The sequence below is a fragment of the Bradyrhizobium canariense genome, from assembly GCF_018130465.1.
In the GTDB taxonomy this organism is placed as follows: Bacteria; Pseudomonadota; Alphaproteobacteria; order Rhizobiales; family Xanthobacteraceae; genus Bradyrhizobium; species Bradyrhizobium canariense_C.
Map to the genome: position 1 here is coordinate 883,676 of NZ_JAFCKJ010000003.1, position 17,185 is coordinate 900,860.

The 17,185-nt window shown below is 64.0% G+C and carries 13 protein-coding genes and 1 pseudogene; 6 read left to right on the top strand and 8 right to left on the bottom strand.

Going from position 1 to position 17,185, the window contains the following annotated elements; genetic code table 11:
• Window positions 1–84: 84 nt before the first annotated feature.
• Window positions 85–324 (bottom strand): hypothetical protein, encoded by a 240-nt coding sequence (locus JQ591_RS13075; RefSeq protein ID WP_211396371.1) that lies wholly within the window; start codon window positions 322–324, stop codon window positions 85–87.
• A gap of 375 nt (window positions 325–699) precedes the next feature.
• Between JQ591_RS13075 and JQ591_RS13080 the strand changes: the two genes are divergently transcribed.
• From JQ591_RS13080 to JQ591_RS13090, 3 genes are all read left to right on the top strand, one after another.
• Window positions 700–1,872: an efflux RND transporter periplasmic adaptor subunit gene (locus tag JQ591_RS13080; RefSeq protein WP_211396372.1), complete on the top strand. Its 1,173-nt coding sequence runs from the start codon at window positions 700–702 to the stop codon at window positions 1,870–1,872.
• A complete protein-coding gene (locus JQ591_RS13085) occupies window positions 1,869–5,015 on the top strand; it encodes an efflux RND transporter permease subunit (RefSeq protein WP_211396373.1) in 3,147 nt (1,048 codons plus the stop codon). The genes JQ591_RS13080 and JQ591_RS13085 overlap by 4 nt, the downstream gene beginning before the upstream one ends.
• Window positions 5,016–5,081: 66 nt before the next feature.
• On the top strand, window positions 5,082–5,660 hold the full coding sequence (locus JQ591_RS13090; protein WP_211396374.1) for an invasion associated locus B family protein: 579 nt from the start codon (window positions 5,082–5,084) through the stop codon (window positions 5,658–5,660).
• 134 nt (window positions 5,661–5,794) lie between these two features.
• On the opposite strand, the gene JQ591_RS13095 is transcribed toward JQ591_RS13090, so the two are convergent.
• Window positions 5,795–8,083 (bottom strand): arylsulfatase, encoded by a 2,289-nt coding sequence (locus tag JQ591_RS13095; protein WP_211396375.1) that lies wholly within the window; start codon window positions 8,081–8,083, stop codon window positions 5,795–5,797.
• Between the two features lie 108 nt (window positions 8,084–8,191).
• Between JQ591_RS13095 and JQ591_RS13100 the strand changes: the two genes are divergently transcribed.
• Window positions 8,192–8,866 (top strand): TetR/AcrR family transcriptional regulator, encoded by a 675-nt coding sequence (locus tag JQ591_RS13100; RefSeq protein WP_211396376.1) that lies wholly within the window; start codon window positions 8,192–8,194, stop codon window positions 8,864–8,866.
• Here the strand turns inward: JQ591_RS13100 and JQ591_RS13105 are convergent.
• The 6 genes and pseudogenes from JQ591_RS13105 to JQ591_RS13130 form a co-directional block, all read right to left on the bottom strand.
• Window positions 8,848–9,567, bottom strand: coding sequence for an ABC transporter ATP-binding protein (locus tag JQ591_RS13105; RefSeq protein WP_211396377.1), 720 nt, complete (start codon window positions 9,565–9,567; stop codon window positions 8,848–8,850). The genes JQ591_RS13100 and JQ591_RS13105 overlap by 19 nt on opposite strands.
• Window positions 9,564–10,331, bottom strand: coding sequence for an ABC transporter ATP-binding protein (locus JQ591_RS13110; RefSeq protein ID WP_211396378.1), 768 nt, complete (start codon window positions 10,329–10,331; stop codon window positions 9,564–9,566). Before JQ591_RS13110 ends, JQ591_RS13105 begins: the two co-directional genes overlap by 4 nt.
• Window positions 10,321–11,292, bottom strand: coding sequence for a branched-chain amino acid ABC transporter permease (locus JQ591_RS13115; protein ID WP_211396379.1), 972 nt, complete (start codon window positions 11,290–11,292; stop codon window positions 10,321–10,323). Before JQ591_RS13115 ends, JQ591_RS13110 begins: the two co-directional genes overlap by 11 nt.
• A 42-nt stretch (window positions 11,293–11,334) precedes the next feature.
• Complete coding sequence (locus JQ591_RS13120) at window positions 11,335–12,198, bottom strand: branched-chain amino acid ABC transporter permease (protein WP_211396380.1); 864 nt, start codon at window positions 12,196–12,198, stop codon at window positions 11,335–11,337.
• Between the two features lie 67 nt (window positions 12,199–12,265).
• Window positions 12,266–13,519 (bottom strand): ABC transporter substrate-binding protein, encoded by a 1,254-nt coding sequence (locus JQ591_RS13125; RefSeq protein WP_211396381.1) that lies wholly within the window; start codon window positions 13,517–13,519, stop codon window positions 12,266–12,268.
• 278 nt (window positions 13,520–13,797) lie between these two features.
• Window positions 13,798–14,160: pseudogene (locus tag JQ591_RS13130) on the bottom strand (DUF1428 domain-containing protein).
• Window positions 14,161–14,360: 200 nt separating this feature from the next.
• Here JQ591_RS13130 and JQ591_RS13135 point away from each other — a divergent pair.
• Complete coding sequence (locus tag JQ591_RS13135) at window positions 14,361–16,232, top strand: caspase family protein (protein ID WP_211396382.1); 1,872 nt, start codon at window positions 14,361–14,363, stop codon at window positions 16,230–16,232.
• Between the two features lie 41 nt (window positions 16,233–16,273).
• The gene (locus JQ591_RS13140) at window positions 16,274–17,170 is read left to right on the top strand and encodes a caspase family protein (RefSeq protein ID WP_211396383.1); all 897 of its coding nucleotides are present in this window, start codon (window positions 16,274–16,276) and stop codon (window positions 17,168–17,170) included.
• The last annotated feature ends 15 nt before the right edge of the window (window positions 17,171–17,185 follow it).

Genomic DNA, 17,185 nt, shown 5'->3' on the forward strand with positions numbered 1-17,185 from the left:
GTTTGAAATCGTTCTAAAACAAGATTGGACTGGTTCTAAAGAGAGCTCGAGAATGCACCGATATTTGCGATCGCGCGCCCCACATCAATCGCTGCTCGGCGGCTTCATCAGCGAGAACAATTCGTCGACGGTCTTCTGTGCCACGGCGCGCACGCGATCACTGTGGTCCATGCCGGCGATGTTGACGCCATTGACGACTGCTTTGATCTCGTCGCGGAAGTCGGTGAGAAAGCGCAGGGGATCACGTTGCTCGTTGGCAACGCGTGCGATCAGTCCCGTGATCAGAATCTGACACGCGATCAGCTTGCCGTTCAGTTCGTCCATCCTGCGCTCCCTTTGTGGCGGCCGATATGAACGATGCTGATTTTCCTGACAACCGAAACGGCCTCCGCGCGATTTAGAACCGTTCTTGCGGGCCGCCCGCCTCACGGCCCCGAGCGGCGCCACTCAGCCCGGCACACACCGCGTTCGAGCATTGCACAGAGTTTGCACGCTGATCGTCCGTGCCGGGAAAATGCAGCACTGCACACCGCCGCGCCAGACACCTGCCTAGGCAGTGCAAAGCTTTCCAATTGTTTAGGATTCTCGACCGATAGTGCTGTTTACACTGGAACTTGGCGTGTATTATACAAGCGCCCTGGAACCCTATGATTGCCTCATAATTCGTAGCTTAGGGCACAAGAGCCGACACGAGACGATATGAAAAAGTCCCGGCCGATCCTCTGGATTCTGATCATCGCGGCCGCGGCCTCCGCGGGTTACTACGGTTGGCAGAAATTCGGCTCGCCCGACGCCGGAAAAACCCAGACCGCGCAGAAGGGTCCGCAGCGCCCGCCCGCCATCCCCGTGAGCGTTTCGCCGGTCCAGAAGGTCGACTTTCCGGTTTACCTGACCGGTCTCGGCACGGTTCAGGGCTTCAACACCGTCCAAGTCCGGACTCGGGTGGACGGCCAGATCGACAAGATCGCCTTCACCGAAGGCCAGATCGTCAAGCAGGACGAGCTTCTGGCCTCGATCGATCCCCGCCCCTATCAAGCCACGCTCGACCAGGCCAAGGCCAAGAAGGCGCAGGACGAGGCGAATGTGGCCAACGCCAATCTCGAGCTCCAGCGCGCGATGAAGCTCGGCGAATTCGCGACCGCGCAACGGGTTGATACGCAGCGTTCGACCGTCGCCCAGCTCAACGCCCAGATCGCCGCTGACGAAGCTGCGATCTCCAACGCCCAGACCCAGCTCGATTACACCCAGATCAAGTCGCCGATCACCGGCGTCGCCGGTCTGCGTCTGGTCGACGTCGGCAACATCGTCACTGCTTCCACGCAGACCGGCATCGTCACGATCTCGCAGGTCGAGCCGATCTCGGTGATCTTCACCGCGCCGGAAGATCAGCTGCCCTATATCAGCGAGGGCCAGAAGGCCGGCGCGCTCAGGGTGATCGCCTTCACCACCGACGGCAAGAAGACGCTGGCCGAGGGCAAGCTCGCGGTCATCAACAACCAGGTCGACACCAGCAGCGGGACGATCCGGCTCAAGGCGGTGTTCGACAACAAGGACCACGCGCTGTGGCCCGGGCAGTCGGTGTCGACGCGCCTTCTGGTGCGCACCCTGAAAGACGCGACCGTTATCCCCGATGACGCGGTCCAGCACTCCACCAACGGCCTCTACGCCTATACCGTCAATCAGGACAACAAGGCCGAAGTGCACAAGATCAAGGTCAGCTACGCCATCGACGGACGTTCGGTCGTCGACGAAGGGCTGACGCCCGGGCAGCAGGTGATCACCGGCGGCCAATTCAAGGTCCAGCCCGGAAGCCTCGTCTCTACGGCTGTGGCGAGTTCGGATCCGACCCAGAACAAGGTTCGACAGGAATGAACGCGGGCGGGATTTCGGCACCTTTCATCCGTTATCCCATCGGCACCTCGCTGCTGATGGCCGGCATTCTCTTTGTCGGTCTCGTCGCCTATCCCCTCCTGCCGGTCGCGCCGCTGCCGCAGGTGGACTTCCCGACCATCCAGATCACCGCCAATTTGCCGGGCGGCAGCCCCGAGACCATGGCCTCGTCGGTGGCCCAGCCGCTCGAGCGGCAATTCGCCCAGATCCCGGGCATCGCCCAGATGACCTCGACGAGCTATCTGGGTACGGCGTCGATCACCATCCAGTTCGATCTCAACCGCAGCATCGACGGCGCCGCCAACGACGTGCAGGGCGCCATCAACGCCGCGAGCGGGCAGTTGCCGAAGAACCTGCCCTCGCCGCCGACCTACCGCAAGGTCAACCCGGCCGACGCCCCGATCCTGCTGCTGTCGGCGACCTCGGACACATTGCCGCTGACCAGCGTCAGCGACGCGGTCGATGCTCAGCTCGCCCAGCAGATCAGCCAGCTCTCGGGCGTAGCGCAGGTCTTCATCGGCGGCCAGCAGAAACCGTCCATCCGCATCCAGATCGACCCGGCGAAACTCGTCGCCAAGGGCCTGTCGATGGAGGACGTGCGCAGCCAGATCGCGATCACCACGGTCGACAGCCCGAAGGGCAACATCGACGGCCCGAAGCGTGCCTACACGATCTACGCCAACGACCAGCTGACCCAGGCCAAGGACTGGAACGACGTCATCATTGCCTATCGCAATGGCGGTCCCTTGCGAATCCGCGATATCGGCCAGGCGGTCAGCGGCGCTGAAGACGCCAAGCAGGCGGCCTGGGCCAATGGCAAGCGCGGCGTGTTCCTGGTGATCTTCAAGCAGCCCGGCGCCAACGTCATCGAGACCGTCGACCGGATCAAGGCCACCCTGCCTCGCCTCGTGGCCGCGATCCCGCCCGCGATCAAGATCGAGCTCATCAGCGACCGCACCACGACCATCCGCGCCGCGGTCGAGGACGTCCAGTTCACGCTGCTGCTGACCATTGCGCTGGTGGTGATGGTCATCTTCATTTTCCTGCGCAGTTTCTGGGCGACCGTCATTCCCACCATCACGGTGCCGCTGGCGCTGCTGGGCGCGTGCGCCTTGATGTGGGTCGTCGGCTATTCGCTCGACAATCTGTCGCTGATGGCACTCACGATCGCGGTCGGCTTCGTCGTCGACGACGCCATCGTGATGCTCGAGAACATCACCCGCTACATCGAGGAAGGCGAATCGCCGATGGCGGCCGCCTTCAAGGGCTCGAAGGAAATCGGCTTCACCATCGTGTCGATCAGCATCTCGCTGGTCGCGGTGCTGATTCCGCTGCTGCTGATGGGCGGCATCATCGGGCGCCTGTTCCGCGAATTCGCCGTCGTGCTGGCGATGACGATCTTCGTTTCGATGTTCGTGTCGCTGACCCTGACGCCGATGATGGCCTCGCGCTTCCTGCGCGCCCATGGCGAAGTGACCCACGGCAGGTTCTACCAATGGAGCGAGCGCGGCTTCGATGCGATGCTGCGCGGCTACGAATGGGTGCTCGACCATGCCCTGAGCTGGCGCCGCACGACGCTCGCGATCTTCTTCGCGACCCTTGCCCTGTCGGTCTATCTATTCGTCCTGATCCCGAAAGGGTTCTTCCCGCAGCAGGACGTCGGCCTGATCACCGCAACCTCGGAAGCCTCCCAGGACATCTCGTTCGCGGAGATGCAGCGCCGCCAGGTCGAGCTCGGCAAGATCGTGATGGACGATCCCGACGTCGCAACGATCGCGATGAACATCGGCGGCAGCGGCCGCGCCGGCAACAACGGCAACATGTTCATCACGCTGAAGCCGCTCGGCGTCCGCAATGCCTCGGCGCAGCAGATCATCGCGCGGCTGCGTCCCAAGCTCGAGAAGGTGTCCGGCGCCCGCCTCTACATGCAGGCCGCCCAGGACGTCCGGCTCGGCGGCAGGCCGACGCGCACGCAGTTCGAGTTCACGTTGCAGGACGCCGATCTCGCCGAGCTCAACGACTGGGCGCCGAAGATCCTCGCCAAGATGCAGACGTTGCCGCAACTGCGCGACGTCGCGACCGACCAGCAGACCCAGGGCACCACGGTTCAGCTCAAGATCAACCGCGATACCGCAGCGCGTTACGGAATCCAGCCGCAGTTGATCGACGACACGCTGTACGACGCCTTCGGACAGCGCCAGGTCACGCAGTATTTCACCCAGCTCAACACCTACAAGGTGATCCTCGAGATCCTGCCGGAGATGCAGGGCAGCCTCGAAAGCCTGAACAAGCTCTATCTGAAATCGCCGCTGACCGGGGACCAGGTGCCGCTGTCGACATTCGCGACCTGGACCACCGATCCGGTTCGCCCGCTCTCGATCAGCCACCAGGGCCAGTTCCCGGCGATCACGATCAGCTTCAACCTCGCCCAGGGCGTCGCACTCGGTCAGGCCACGGAGGCCGTGCAGAAGGCGATGGCCGATCTCGGCGCGCCACCGACGCTCAATTCGAGCTTCCAGGGCACGGCACAGGCGTTCCAGCAGTCGCTGGGCACCGTGCCGCTCCTCATTCTCGCGGCGCTGGTCGTGGTCTATCTGATCCTCGGCATCCTCTACGAGAGCTACATCCATCCGATCACGATTCTGTCGACCCTGCCCTCGGCCGGCGTCGGCGCGCTCGCGATCCTGATGGCGGCCGGCTTCGAGTTCAGCCTCATTGCTTTGATCGGAGTCATTCTGCTGATCGGCATCGTGAAGAAGAACGGCATCATGATGGTGGACTTCGCCATCGCCGCGGAGCGCGACGAGCACAAGACGCCGGCGGAATCGATCCGGCAGGCCGCGCTGTTGCGCTTCCGTCCGATCATGATGACGACGATGGCTGCCCTGCTCGGCGGCGTGCCGCTGATGCTCGGCCACGGCACCGGCGCCGAGATTCGCCAGCCGCTCGGCTACGCCATGGTCGGCGGTCTGATCGTCAGCCAGGCGCTGACGCTGTTCACCACTCCGGTCGTCTATCTCTATCTCGACGAGCTCAACAACTGGTTCTCGGGCTGGGGCCGCAAGGGTGACGGCGAAGGCGACGAGACGGTCGAGCACGGCACCGTTAAGGAAGCTGCCGAGTAGCAGCTTGCACCGCGCGCCTCACGACGTTACAGCGAGGCCCTCGGTTCACGCCAACGCGGTCTTGCCATGCCCATGCAATCCAGACTTGCTGCCCTTGCCGCCCTTGCCGCCACTGTCCTGTTGTCGGCGGGTGCCGCGCATGCCCAGCAGGGCGCCAAGAAGAACGCAGCTCCTTCTCCGGCGGCGCAGCCCGCACCGGCTCCGACGCAACCGCAGGCTGACGGCGCTCCGGCGCAGCAACCCGGCTGGGTCGTGCGCTGCACCAGCGTCAGCCGCGACGCGCCGCTCGAATGCGCGATGGAGCAGAACGCGGTGCTGACCAAGACCGGCCAGACCATCGTCCTGATCAACATCCGCATCGCGCCCGACACCCGCACACCGGTGGCGCTGCTGCAATTGCCGCTCGGCCTCAACCTTCCCATCGGCGCCAAGCTCCAGGTCGACGAGGGCAAGACGGTCGATCTCCAGATCCAGACCTGCGAGAACCGCGGCTGCTACGCCTCGACGCCGATCGCGCCGGACCTGCTGGGCACTTTAAGGTCAGGCAAGCAGTTGAAGGTCTCCTTCCAGAACATGGCCAAGGAAACCATCGCGATCCCGATGCCGCTGGGCGATTTCGCGGCCGCCTACGACAAGATCAAGTAAGGGCACACTTTCATCGCCCGCCTTGTGCGCAATTGCGCACTGGGGCGGGCGATCCGGTACGCCGCGGCGGCTCGCTTCTAGCCGCGCTGCCTCGGAGTACTGGACCCCCGCCTTCGCGGTGCACCGGTTTACTCCTACTGCCGCGCCATCTGCGCGTTGCCGACGGCGTCGCCGTCGAGATTTTGGTCGTTGTGCATGGTCACGCTGACGTGCGAGAGCCGTCCGGTGAATTCGAACGGCGCATCGTAATGCGACACGGGGCTGCCGCGGTCGCGGCCGATGTCGAGGCCGGACCATGAGATCAGCGTGTGGAATCCCAGCTGGGTCTGCAGCGCTCCCGCCGGCTCGCCGTCGATCAGCAGCGTGTAGTCGGTGACGCCGGTGCGCGAGCCCTTCGCCGGCGGCTCCTTGCGCACGAGACGCTCGACATGCACGCCGAGCCGCCGCGTGCCCGACGGCACCTTGCGGTCCGAGCGAATGATCTGGTGACTGCCGCCGATGTTGAGGTCGTGCACCAGATGGCCGTCGCTGACGTAGAGGCTGTAGCCAGACGTCGCATCGCCGTGTGAGATCAGCACGCCGTTCGCGCCCTGCTCGTCGATCTCGACATGCGCCTCGATCGTATAGCTGCGGCTGCGTACGTCGGGCGCAACGTCGGTCGGCACATGGCCCATGCCGGAATGGAAGACGAAATGGTGGCGCGCGCCGTGGAAGCGCGCGGCGTTCTCTGCAAAGCGCGGCCCAAAACGGTCGTCGAGCGGCAGTACGTTGTGCTTTTCAGCTTCCTCCCACCATGTCGCGATCATCCGACTGAGCCGCTCGGGCTCTTTCGCCGCGAGATCATCGGTCTCGGAGAAATCCTCGTCGAGATGGAACAACTCCCATTTGTCGCTCTCGAACGGCGTACCCGATGGATGAAAGGCGACCGCCTTCCAGCCGCCCTGCCAGAGACCGCGATGGCCGAACATCTCGAAATATTGCGGCGAGCTCCTTGAGGGCACAGACGCATCCATGATCGAGCGCGCAAAGCTCTCGCCTTCCAGCGGCATCTGCCGGCAGCCCGCGATCGTCGTGGGCGCCTTGATGCCGATCAGCTCCAGCAGCGTCGGCGTGAGATCGCAGGCGTGCACGAACTGATGCCGCAGCTCGCCTGTGCCTGCGATCTTGTTCGGCCAGTTGATGACGAAGGGATCACGGATGCCGCCGCCATGGGTGTTCTGCTTGTAGCGGCGCAGCGGGGTGTTCGACGCCATCGCCCAGCCATGCGGAAAATTGCTGTGGGTGTCGGGCCCGCCGATGTCGTCGATGCGCGCAAGCTTCTCCGCGATCGGCTCCGGCTTGAAGTTGAACGGGCCCATCGCGTTGACGAAGCCGAGCGGCCCGCCCTCCTGGCTCGCGCCGTTGTCGGACATCACGATGATCATCGTATTGTCACGGATGTCGGCCTTCTCCAGAAATGAGACAAGGCGTGCAAGATGGCGATCGGAATGGTCGAGCATTCCGGCAAAGGCCGCCTGCAGGCGCGTGAAGACGCGACGCTCGTCGGCCGAATGATCTTCCCAGGCTTTCACGCCGTCATTGCGCGCCGGCATCCGCGTTCCTTCCGGCACCAGTCCCATCGCCTTCTGACGCGAGAGCCGCTGCTCGCGTTCGACGTCCCAGCCGTGTGAGAACGTCGCGTCGTAACTCCTGATGATCTCGGCCGGGGCCTGGTGCGGCGCGTGGCAGGCCCCCAGCGCCACCCAGGTCAGCCACGGGATATCCGGACGATCGGCGACGTGATCTCCGATGAAGCGGATCGACTGGTCGATCAGGTCCTCGGTCAGATGATAACCGTCGGCATAGGTGCCCGGAGGATCGATATGCGTGTTATCGGAGACGAGCTCCGGCGCGTACTGGTCGGTCTCGGCGTCGAGGAAGCCGTAGAAGCGATCGAAGCCGCGGCCGAGCGGCCAGCCGTCGAACGGCCCGGTGGCGCCGCTCTCGGTCAGCGGCGTCACATGCCATTTGCCCACCATGTAGTTGCGATAGCCGTGGGTGCGCAGCATCTCGGCGAGCGTCCCCGCCTCTCGCGCGATCTTGCCGCGGTAGCCTGGATACCCGGAATCGAAATTGGCAAGGCACCCGACCCCGACCGAGTGATGGTTGCGCCCCGTCAGCAGCGCAGCCCGCGTCGTCGAGCACATCGCGGTGGTGTGGAAGCCGGAATAGCGCAAGCCTTCCGCGGCGAGCCGGTCGATGGTCGGCGTCCTGATCGCCGAGCCGTAGCAGCCGAAATCAGAGAAGCCGACGTCGTCGAACAGCACCACCAGGATGTTCGGCGCGCCCTCGGGCGGCCTTGGCGAATCCGGCCACCAGGGCTTTGACTCCGTAACCGTCTTGCCGACGGTGCCGCGAAACGGCGTGCCGCTGCCTGCGCTCATCCGATCCTCCCTGCCTGCTTTCGTGAACTGCACGGTTGACCCGCAGCCCCGTCACGCCTAAATTATAATCCGAATTATGATTATACTTTAAGACGGATGCAAGCGCGGATGCGGCCATCGCTGGACAAGCTCGGGTTTCGCGATTTCGACCTGCCGGGCGTCGCCCCGTCGCGGCAGAAGCGCAGCCGGGAGACGACGTTGGCGCTCTTGCGCGCCGGCGCCGACATGCTGCGAACGCGGAGCCTTGCCGAACTCTCGATCGAGGTGCTCTGCACTGAAGTGGGCGCCACCGTCGGCGCCTTCTACAGCCGCTTCGAGAGCAAGGAGGCCTATTTCAACGCGTTGATGGCGCTGGCCGCGCGCGACGGCGAGCGGCGGCTCGAGGAAATCAGGCCACCATCGCATGACACTGGCCTCGACAAGCTCTGCCAGATCATCATCAGCGGCATCATCGCCTGGATGCGCAACAACGAGGGCGTGCTGCGCGCCGCCCTTCAGCACGACGACACTCGCCCGGACAAATGGACCGCATTCAAGGCCCTCGCGAAGGCGACCACGGAACGCGCCACCCCTCTCCTGCTGCCGGCCATGGGCAAGGGGCGCAAGGCGGCCAAGACCCGCACCATCGCGTTCGGTTTCCAGGTCGTACTCGGAACGCTGGTGAACGCGATCCTCAACGATCCCGGGCCGCTGTCGCTTTCGTCGAAAGAGATGGAGACGCGGCTCGCCGGCTGCCTGTTGCTGCTGCTTCAGGCGGAAATCAGTCAGTCCACGCCCAGATAAGCCTTCTGCACCTGCGGGTCCTGCGCGAGCGCGGCCGCCGTGCCTGACAGCACGCTCTTGCCGACCTGGAGCACCGTGGCGAAATCCGACACCTCCAGCGCGAGCTCGATCGACTGCTCGGCGAGCAGGATGGTCAGGCCCTCGCGATGCAGGCGGCCGAACGTCTCGTACATGGACTCGACCACCGCCGGCGCGAGACCGAGCGACGGCTCATCCAGCATCAGGAGTTTCGGGTCGCTCATCAGCGCACGGCCGACCGCAAGCATCTGCCGCTCGCCACCGGACATGGTGCCGGCGCGCTGGTTGCGCCGTTCCTTCAGGCGCGGAAAGAACTCGTAGACGCGTTCGAGCAGCGTTGCCTGGCGCGACTTGTCGTGCAGCGGCGTTGCGCCGAGTAGCAAATTGTTTTCGACGCTCTGCTGCACGAACAGCCGCCAACCTTCCGGCGACAGCGCCAGCCCCTTGCGCACGATCGCAAAGGCCTTTTGCCCTCCGATCTCCTCGCCGCGAAAGCTGATCGAACCGGAATGCACGGGAATGAGGCCGGCGATCGCGTTCAGCGTCGTGGTCTTGCCGCCGCCATTGGAGCCGAGCAGCGCGACGACGCTGCCTTCGGGAACCTCCAGCGACACGTCGGACACGCCGATGAGATCGCCGTAGCGCACCTCGAGGTGCTCGATCCGCAGCAACGCCCCGCTCATAGGTCCGGCCCGCCCATCAGCTCGACCGGCGTGTGGCCGGCGGCCGCCTTGGCTGCACGCTTGCCGAGATAGGCCTCGATCACGGCCGGATTGGAGGTGACCTCGCGCGGCGAGCCACGGGCGATCTCCTTGCCCTGGTGGAACACCATCACGCGGCTGGCAAGCGACATGATCACTTCCATGATGTGCTCGACGATCACGAGGGTGATGCCGGAACGGTGGATGTCGCGCACGAGGTCGATGGCGAGCCTCACCTCATGGGCGTTGAGGCCGGCCATGGCTTCGTCGAGCAGCAGCACCTTCGGCTCGGTTGCCAGCGCCCGCGCGATCTCCAGCCGCTTGCGGCCGGGCGTGCCGAGGGAGCGCGCCGGCGCATCCGCAAGCCTGATCATGCCGACGCGCTCGAGCACCGCGCGCGCCCTGCTCTCGGCCTCCTTGCGATGCGGGGTGCGCAGGAAGGCGCCGATCATGACGTTCTCCAGCACCGTCATGCCCTCAAAAGTCTGCGGCACCTGGAAGGTACGGGCGAGCCCAAGCCCGGCGCGCAGCTCCGGCGTGACGTCGGTGATGTCGCGGCCCTCGAACAGGACACGGCCAGAAGTTGTCTTGAGGTCGCCAGTCAGGCAATTGAAGAAGGTGGACTTGCCGGCGCCATTCGGGCCGATCAGACCGAGGATGTCGCCCTGCTCCAAGGTCACGGAGGCATCGTCCACCGCCTTGAAGCTGCCGAACGCTTTTGTGATCCCGCGTGCCTCAAGGAGCATGGCCAGCTCCCGTGTCCTTCGTCGGCTTGCTGCGCCGAGTGAACAGGCTGAGCAGACCCCCGGGCTGGAAGCGCGCGATCAGCACGATGATCGCGCCATAGAGCACGAAGGTGAGGCCGGCGCCCTTGCCGCCGAGCCAGCTGTTCGAGATCTCCTCCAGCGGCACCAGGATCGCGGCACCCACCAGCGGCCCGAACAGCAGCCCTGCCCCGCCCAGCGCCGCCATGATCAGGATCTTCACCGAGATCAGGATGCCAAACCCGGACTCGGGATCGACAAAGCCGAACATCATGGCATAGAGCGCGCCGGCGACGCTCGTCAGCGCCGCGCTCAGCATGTAGGCGTAGAGTTTTGTGCGGCTGGCGGGCGCGCCGAGCGAGCGCGCGGCCCGTTCGGAATCCTTGATCGCGCGCAGGTAAAATCCCATGCGGCTGTTGGTCATCCACCAGGTGATCAGCAGCGTGATCGCGAGGATTGCGAGAAAGAGGTAGTAGTACGGCAGCGCCGACAGGAACGAGAGATCGAAGATGTTGCGCGGCACGGTCGGCCCGGAGAGCCCGACCGCCGCGCCGAGCCAATCGGTGTTGGTGACGATCAGCCGCATCGTCTCCGCGACTGCAATGGTCGCCATGCTGAAATAATGACCGGATAGACGCAGCGTCGGCACGCCGATGATCGCAGCCAAGCCCACGGCGAGCACGATCCCGCCGGGAATGCCGAACAGCGGCGACAGGCCGAACTTTGCGTAGGACCCCATCGCGGCATAGGCACCGCAGCCGAAGAACACGACGTGGCCGACCGAAACCTGGCCGGCATAGCCGCCGACGATGTTCCACGCGGACGCAGCGATCGCATATAGCAGCACCAGTGCGCCCAGGCGCTGCTGGAACGGCGAGGACAGCAGCAGCGGATAGGCGATCGCAATCGCTGCGACGACCGAGAGCCAGATCAGGCGAGGCATCACAGCTTTCTCATCAGGTCTTGCTCATCGGGTCTTTGCCCATCAGGTCTTGCCCATCAGGCCCTGTGGCCGGAACCAGAGGAAGAGCAGGAACAGGACATAGACGACGATGTCCTTGTAGATCGCACCGATCAGATAACCCGACAGTGACTCGATCACGCCGATCAGCAGGCCTGCGACAAGGGCGCCGGGCACGCTCCCAAAACCGCCGAGCGACACCGTGACGAAGGCGACGATGCCGAGGGTCTCGCCGACGGTCGGCACGATGTAGAAGAAGTTCGCAATCAGCGCGCCGGCAAGCCCGGTGGCTCCGGCCGCAATCGCCCAGGCGATCGCCTGCATGGTGTCGGGGCGGATGCCCATGAGCTGGGCCGCGGTTTGATCCTCCGCCACCGCCAACATCTTCGAGCCGAGCGAGGTCCGCGTCAGCAGCAGATGCAGCCCGAGCGTGACGAGCAGCGCGACCACGCCGGCAAGCAGCCGCGAGGCCTCGATGCGCAGGCCTGCAAACGCATAGGTGCCGCCCACGATGTTCGGAGGCATCGACAGGAAGTTGGCGCCGAACCACCAGAACACGGAATAGCGCAGTAATAGCGCAAGCCCGAAGGTGCCGAGGATCTGCGCCAGCATCGGCCCCTTCATGATGTCGCGGATCAGGGCGAAATAGACCACGACGCCGACGGTCGCGAGCACCAGCGTCGCCAGCGGCGCGCCGAGGATCGGCCCTCCCCCCATCAGCGTGTACACGACATAGGCGACGTACATGCCAAGCATGACGAAATCGCCATGCGCGAAATTGACGATGTTCATCATGCCCCACACCAGCGTGAGGCCCGAAGAAAACAGGGCGTAGACGGCGCCAAGCAGAAGCCCCCCGACGATCACCTGTACGAGTACAAAGGACATGAGCCGCGTTGCTCTGATCAAATCATTCCGGGAATGGCGGGACGCGCGGCCCCACCTTCAAATATTCTCACCAACCCTTGTAGGGCAGCACGGGCGGCTTCTCGGCATTGGCCTTGGGCCACACCGCGGTGTAGTTCTCGCCATCCTGGAGCTGGATGATGAGGCCGGAGGCGAGCACGTTCTGGCCCTTGTCGTCGAACTTCACGCCCTTGTAGCCCATCATCAATTGCTCGGCCTTCAGATCGGTCGCCTTCAACGCGGCCTGGATCTTCGCCGGGTCGGTCGAGCCGGCGCGGTCGATGGCGTCGGCGAGCACGAAGAAGCCCTGCATCTGGCGACCGACGGTGTCGTCCATCTCCTCGCCGCTCTTCTTCTTGTACATGTCGGCGATGATGGCCGAAGGTGAGCCGGCCGGCCCGACCGACCATGACGAACGGTTGAAGACGCCTTGCGATATCTTGCCGACCGCCTTGATGAAGGACGGATCGGAATAGCCGGCGTCGTCGGCCAAAAGCACCGCCGGCTTGTAGTCGAGCGACTGCATGGTCTTGGCGAACAGGATCGCGTCCGACGTGTAGCTGATCATGATGATCACGTCGGGCTTCTTGTCCTTGAGCTGGAGCACCTGGCCCTGCAAATCGGTCGCGTTGACGGGATAGGCGACGTCAACTGCGATGGCCTGCCCCTTCTCCTTGAAAGCGGCGCTGATCGTGTTGGCGACAGAGGTGCCGTATTCGGTGTTGTCGTGAACCAGCGCGATTGCATCGGTCTTGGCGCCTTGCGCCTTGATGTCGGCGAGGAAATCGACATAGGCCTTGGCGAAGTCGGTGGCGATCGGCGTGGTGCGGAAGAACCATTTGAAGCCGCGCTCGGTGAGATTGGCGGCGACCGATTCGGAGTTCAGGAAGGGGATGCCGTATTTCTCGGCGATCGCGCTCGAGGTCAGCGTGACGCCGGACTGATAGGAGCCGAACACGGCGGCCACCTTGTCTTCCGTGATCAGGCGCAGCGCCTGGTTCTGACCCGTCGCCGGGTTGCCCTGGTTGTCGGCGAACACGATCTCGATCTTGGCGCCGCCGAGACCGGCAAGGCCTGCGTTCTTCGCCAGCGGCAGATTGCCGAGCTCGGGATGGGCGTTGTTGATGATGTCCATGGCGACCTCGAGCGCCGCCTTGGCATGCGCGCCGATCGAGGCGGTGCCGCCGGACATCGGCAGGATCGCGCCGATCTTGACGACCTTGTCCTGCGCCTGTGCGCCCGAGGCGAGCGCAAGCGACATCGCGGCTGCGCAAAGCAGCCCGGTGACGTGCTTCAAATTCATGAGATCAGACCTCCCAAAGGGTTTCCCCGACCAGGAATTTTTGGAAGCAATGGACTGGCGCCCGCTTCCGTTTGATTTTGCCTGGCTGACCCTAGGATGGCATGACAATCGGACACCGGCAAGGTGAAACGGACTTGCACAATGCCGCATAAGACAGCAGAGAACGCGCTCGCACGCGCGGCGTTCTATCTGGCGTCGCTGGGGGGCAGGAATGACAACTGCTGCGGCGTTGTCCGCAGCAGTTGGAATCCGTAGCCCGTTCGTTGTCGAGCTCGCCGTCAGCCGACGACGTCGCTCGCCTGCAGCAGCGTCGTGAAGCCGCCGTAGATCATGCGCTTGCCGTCGCACGGCATGTCTACGCCGTGGAAGCGCTCGTCGGCCATGACCTACTTGTTGACGGCATCGCGGCTCGCGCGGTCGCGGTAGACGATCCAGGCAAACACGACGACCTCGTCCTCCTTCGCGATCACCGCGCGCGGGAACGACGTCAGCTCGCCATAGGGCACGTCGTCCCCGATACACTCGACGTAATCGAGCGCGCCGTGCTCCATCCATACCGCGCATGCCGTTCGCGCCAGCGCCTTGTAAGCCTCGATCCTGTCCCTGGGCACGGCCAGCACGAAACCATCGACATAGGGCATCACGGATCTCCTTGGGGTGTCTGTCCCGAGGACGATGGGGCGCGCGGTGATCCGACAAGACACCTGCAAGGTGAGGCAAACTGTCGCGAGATTTTGGTGTGCTAGTTCACATTTGCAGGTCGCGGCATCGTGACATCATCCCCGACGTTTACACTCACCTAGATACTATTTCAGATTGAATTTTTACCGAGACAGCCTTCATGAGCACCCGCCTTTCCCTGCTTTGCGTCCATGGTGTCGGTCACGCGGAAATCGACTCCGGGTTTCAGCAAGCCTGGTCCAAGGCCATCACGCACGCCACAGGGTCCGTCGATCAGGACGTTCAGCTGACGATCGACTTCGTTCGCTACGACGATCTCTTCGACAGGGCTCCGCTCAATCCCCTCACCTATGCAGCCGCTGCGGCCAAGCTGCTGGCGAGCGCAGTCGCGCACGGCATCACTGATCTCCTGTCCGGTTCGCGCGGCATCGGCGACATTCCCGCCGTCATCAAATGGACCGCCGGCATGGTCGCCCAGTGGTCGACGGACGAGCAGTTGCGCAAGGACCTGCGCCAGGTCGTTCTCGACAAGATCGGCGCCAGGACCTACGACATGGTGCTGGCCCACAGCCTCGGCTCGCTGATCTGCTACGACACCTTCCTGCACGACACCGACGCGATCAAGGACGCGATCTTCGTCAGCTTCGGATCGCAAATCGGCAACCCCGCGGTGCGCGACGTCTTTGCCGGCCGCATTCAGCCGCTGACCTGCCGAAAGTGGTACCACCTCTACAATCCGAACGATCACGTCCTGACCTACCCGCTCGACGTTCGCGCCGACAATTATCAGCAGGTCACGACGTCCTTCGACATTCCCAACGACGCGCTCAATCACGATGCGACGTGGTACCTGTCGCACACCAGCGCTGTTGCAACCGTCTGGCACGACGCAGCCCCCGCGCCCGTATCCCGCGCGATCATGAGCGCTGCGCGCGAGATGGCGAGCCTGGCGGTCAAGCCCAACCGCCGCGCGCTGCTGATCGGCATCAACGACTATCCCGATCCCGCCAGCAGGCTCGAAGGCTGCGTCAACGACGTCTTCCTGATGAGCTCAGTGCTCCAGGAGAGCGGTTTCGAACCGGAGGATATCCGCATCGTCCTCAACGACCGCGCGACGACCCAAGGGATCATGGACCGGCTGCACTGGCTGCTCGACGGCGTACGCGACGGCGACGAGCGCATGCTGTTCTATTCGGGACACGGCGCCCAGATTCCGCGCTACAACATCCAGGGCGAGCCTGACCACGTCGACGAATGTCTCGTGCCCTATGATTTCGACTGGTCCCCGGCCCACGCCATCCTGGATCGCCAATTCGCCGAGCTGTACTCGCAACTGCCCTATGACAGCTATTTCGTGGCGATGCTCGATTGCTGTCATTCGGGCGGCTTGACGCGCGACGGCGGCCCCCGCGTCCGCGGACTGAGCCCTCCTGACGATATCCGTCACCGTGCGCTGAAGTGGGACGCGGCCGAGCGAATGTGGTTGCCGCGGGATTTCACGCCTCTGAACAGAAGCCTTGAGAAGCGGAAGGACGGCGCGGACTTTCTCGGAAAGAACGGCGCAACGCAACGGCTGGGGCGCGCGATGATGCTGCGCACCAAGCCGGACAAGGAATACGACAAGGCACGCAAGGAGCTCGACCATCTCGGCCCGTATATGCCGATCCTGCTCGAGGCCTGTCAGGAGCAGCAGCTCTCCTACGAATACCGGGACGGCGTCACGTCCTACGGCGTCTACACCTATTCGATGGCCGCCGCGCTGCGCGAGCTGCGAACCAAGGGCGAAAATCCCTCGTTCAAGAAGCTGAACGACCTCGTCACGCAGAAGCTGAGGCGGATGCGATACAACCAGACGCCCAATCTGGTCGGCGCCAAGGTCCGCTGCAACGCGCCGGTGCCGTGGGGCAATTTACAGGGCGAGCCCCCTGCCAAGCTCGGAGCGGCGCTGGGCCCGAAGATATCGTCCAGCCGATCGCGCAAGGCGAACGGAAGGCGAGCGCCCGCAACGAAGAAGGCGGCGAGCAAGAAATAGCAATCGTGAATTTCGAGCGACAAGGCTGTGGAGAATTGATCATGGCAAACGGCATTTCCCTGCATATCGGACTGAACTCGGTCGATCCGCAGCATTACGAAGGCTGGAGCGGTCCCCTCAACGCCTGCGAGGCCGACGCCAACGACATGGCGGACCTCGCCCATACGAACGGTTTTGCGTCGACCAAGCTCCTCACTCGCAAGGCGACGCGCAAGGCCGTGCTCGACGGCATCGAACACGCGGCAAAAACCCTCAAATCCGGCGACATGTTCTTCGTGACCTATTCGGGCCACGGCGGTCAGCTGCCGGACCTCAACGGTGACGAGCCGGACGGCAAGGACGAGACCTGGTGCCTCTACGACGGCGAGCTCGTCGACGACGAACTGTATTCGTCGTGGGGAGCGTTTGCGGCAGGCGTGCGCGTCCTGCTGCTCTCGGACAGCTGCCACAGCGGCAGCGTGAGCAAGGCGTTGCATTATCAGGCCAGGGCCCGCGCTATCCCCGGCACCGTCTTTCGCGCGATGCCCGACGAGGTGGCACTGCGCGTCTACCAGACCAACCGGAAGACCTATGATCCGATCCTGAAGCGGCGCGACCTCTCCGAGGCCCTCGGCAAGCTCAAGGCGTCGGTGCTGCTGATCTCTGGCTGCCAGGACAACCAGCTTTCGCAGGACGGCACATTCAACGGTCTGTTCACGGGGACGCTGAAGACCGTCTGGAACGGCGGGACGTTCAAGGGATCCTACCGCCGCTTCCACACCGCCATCGGCACCAAGATGCCGCCGGACCAGTCGCCCAGGCTATCGCTGGTCGGCGCCAGCAATCCCGCCTTCATGGCGGCGCGCCCCTTCGCCATCGAGGAGAAGAAGAAAAAGACCGTGGCAAAGAAGAAAGCGGCGAAGAAGGCGAAGAAATCGACCCGTAGCAGCCCGGGCTAGCAGTTAAGAATCGTC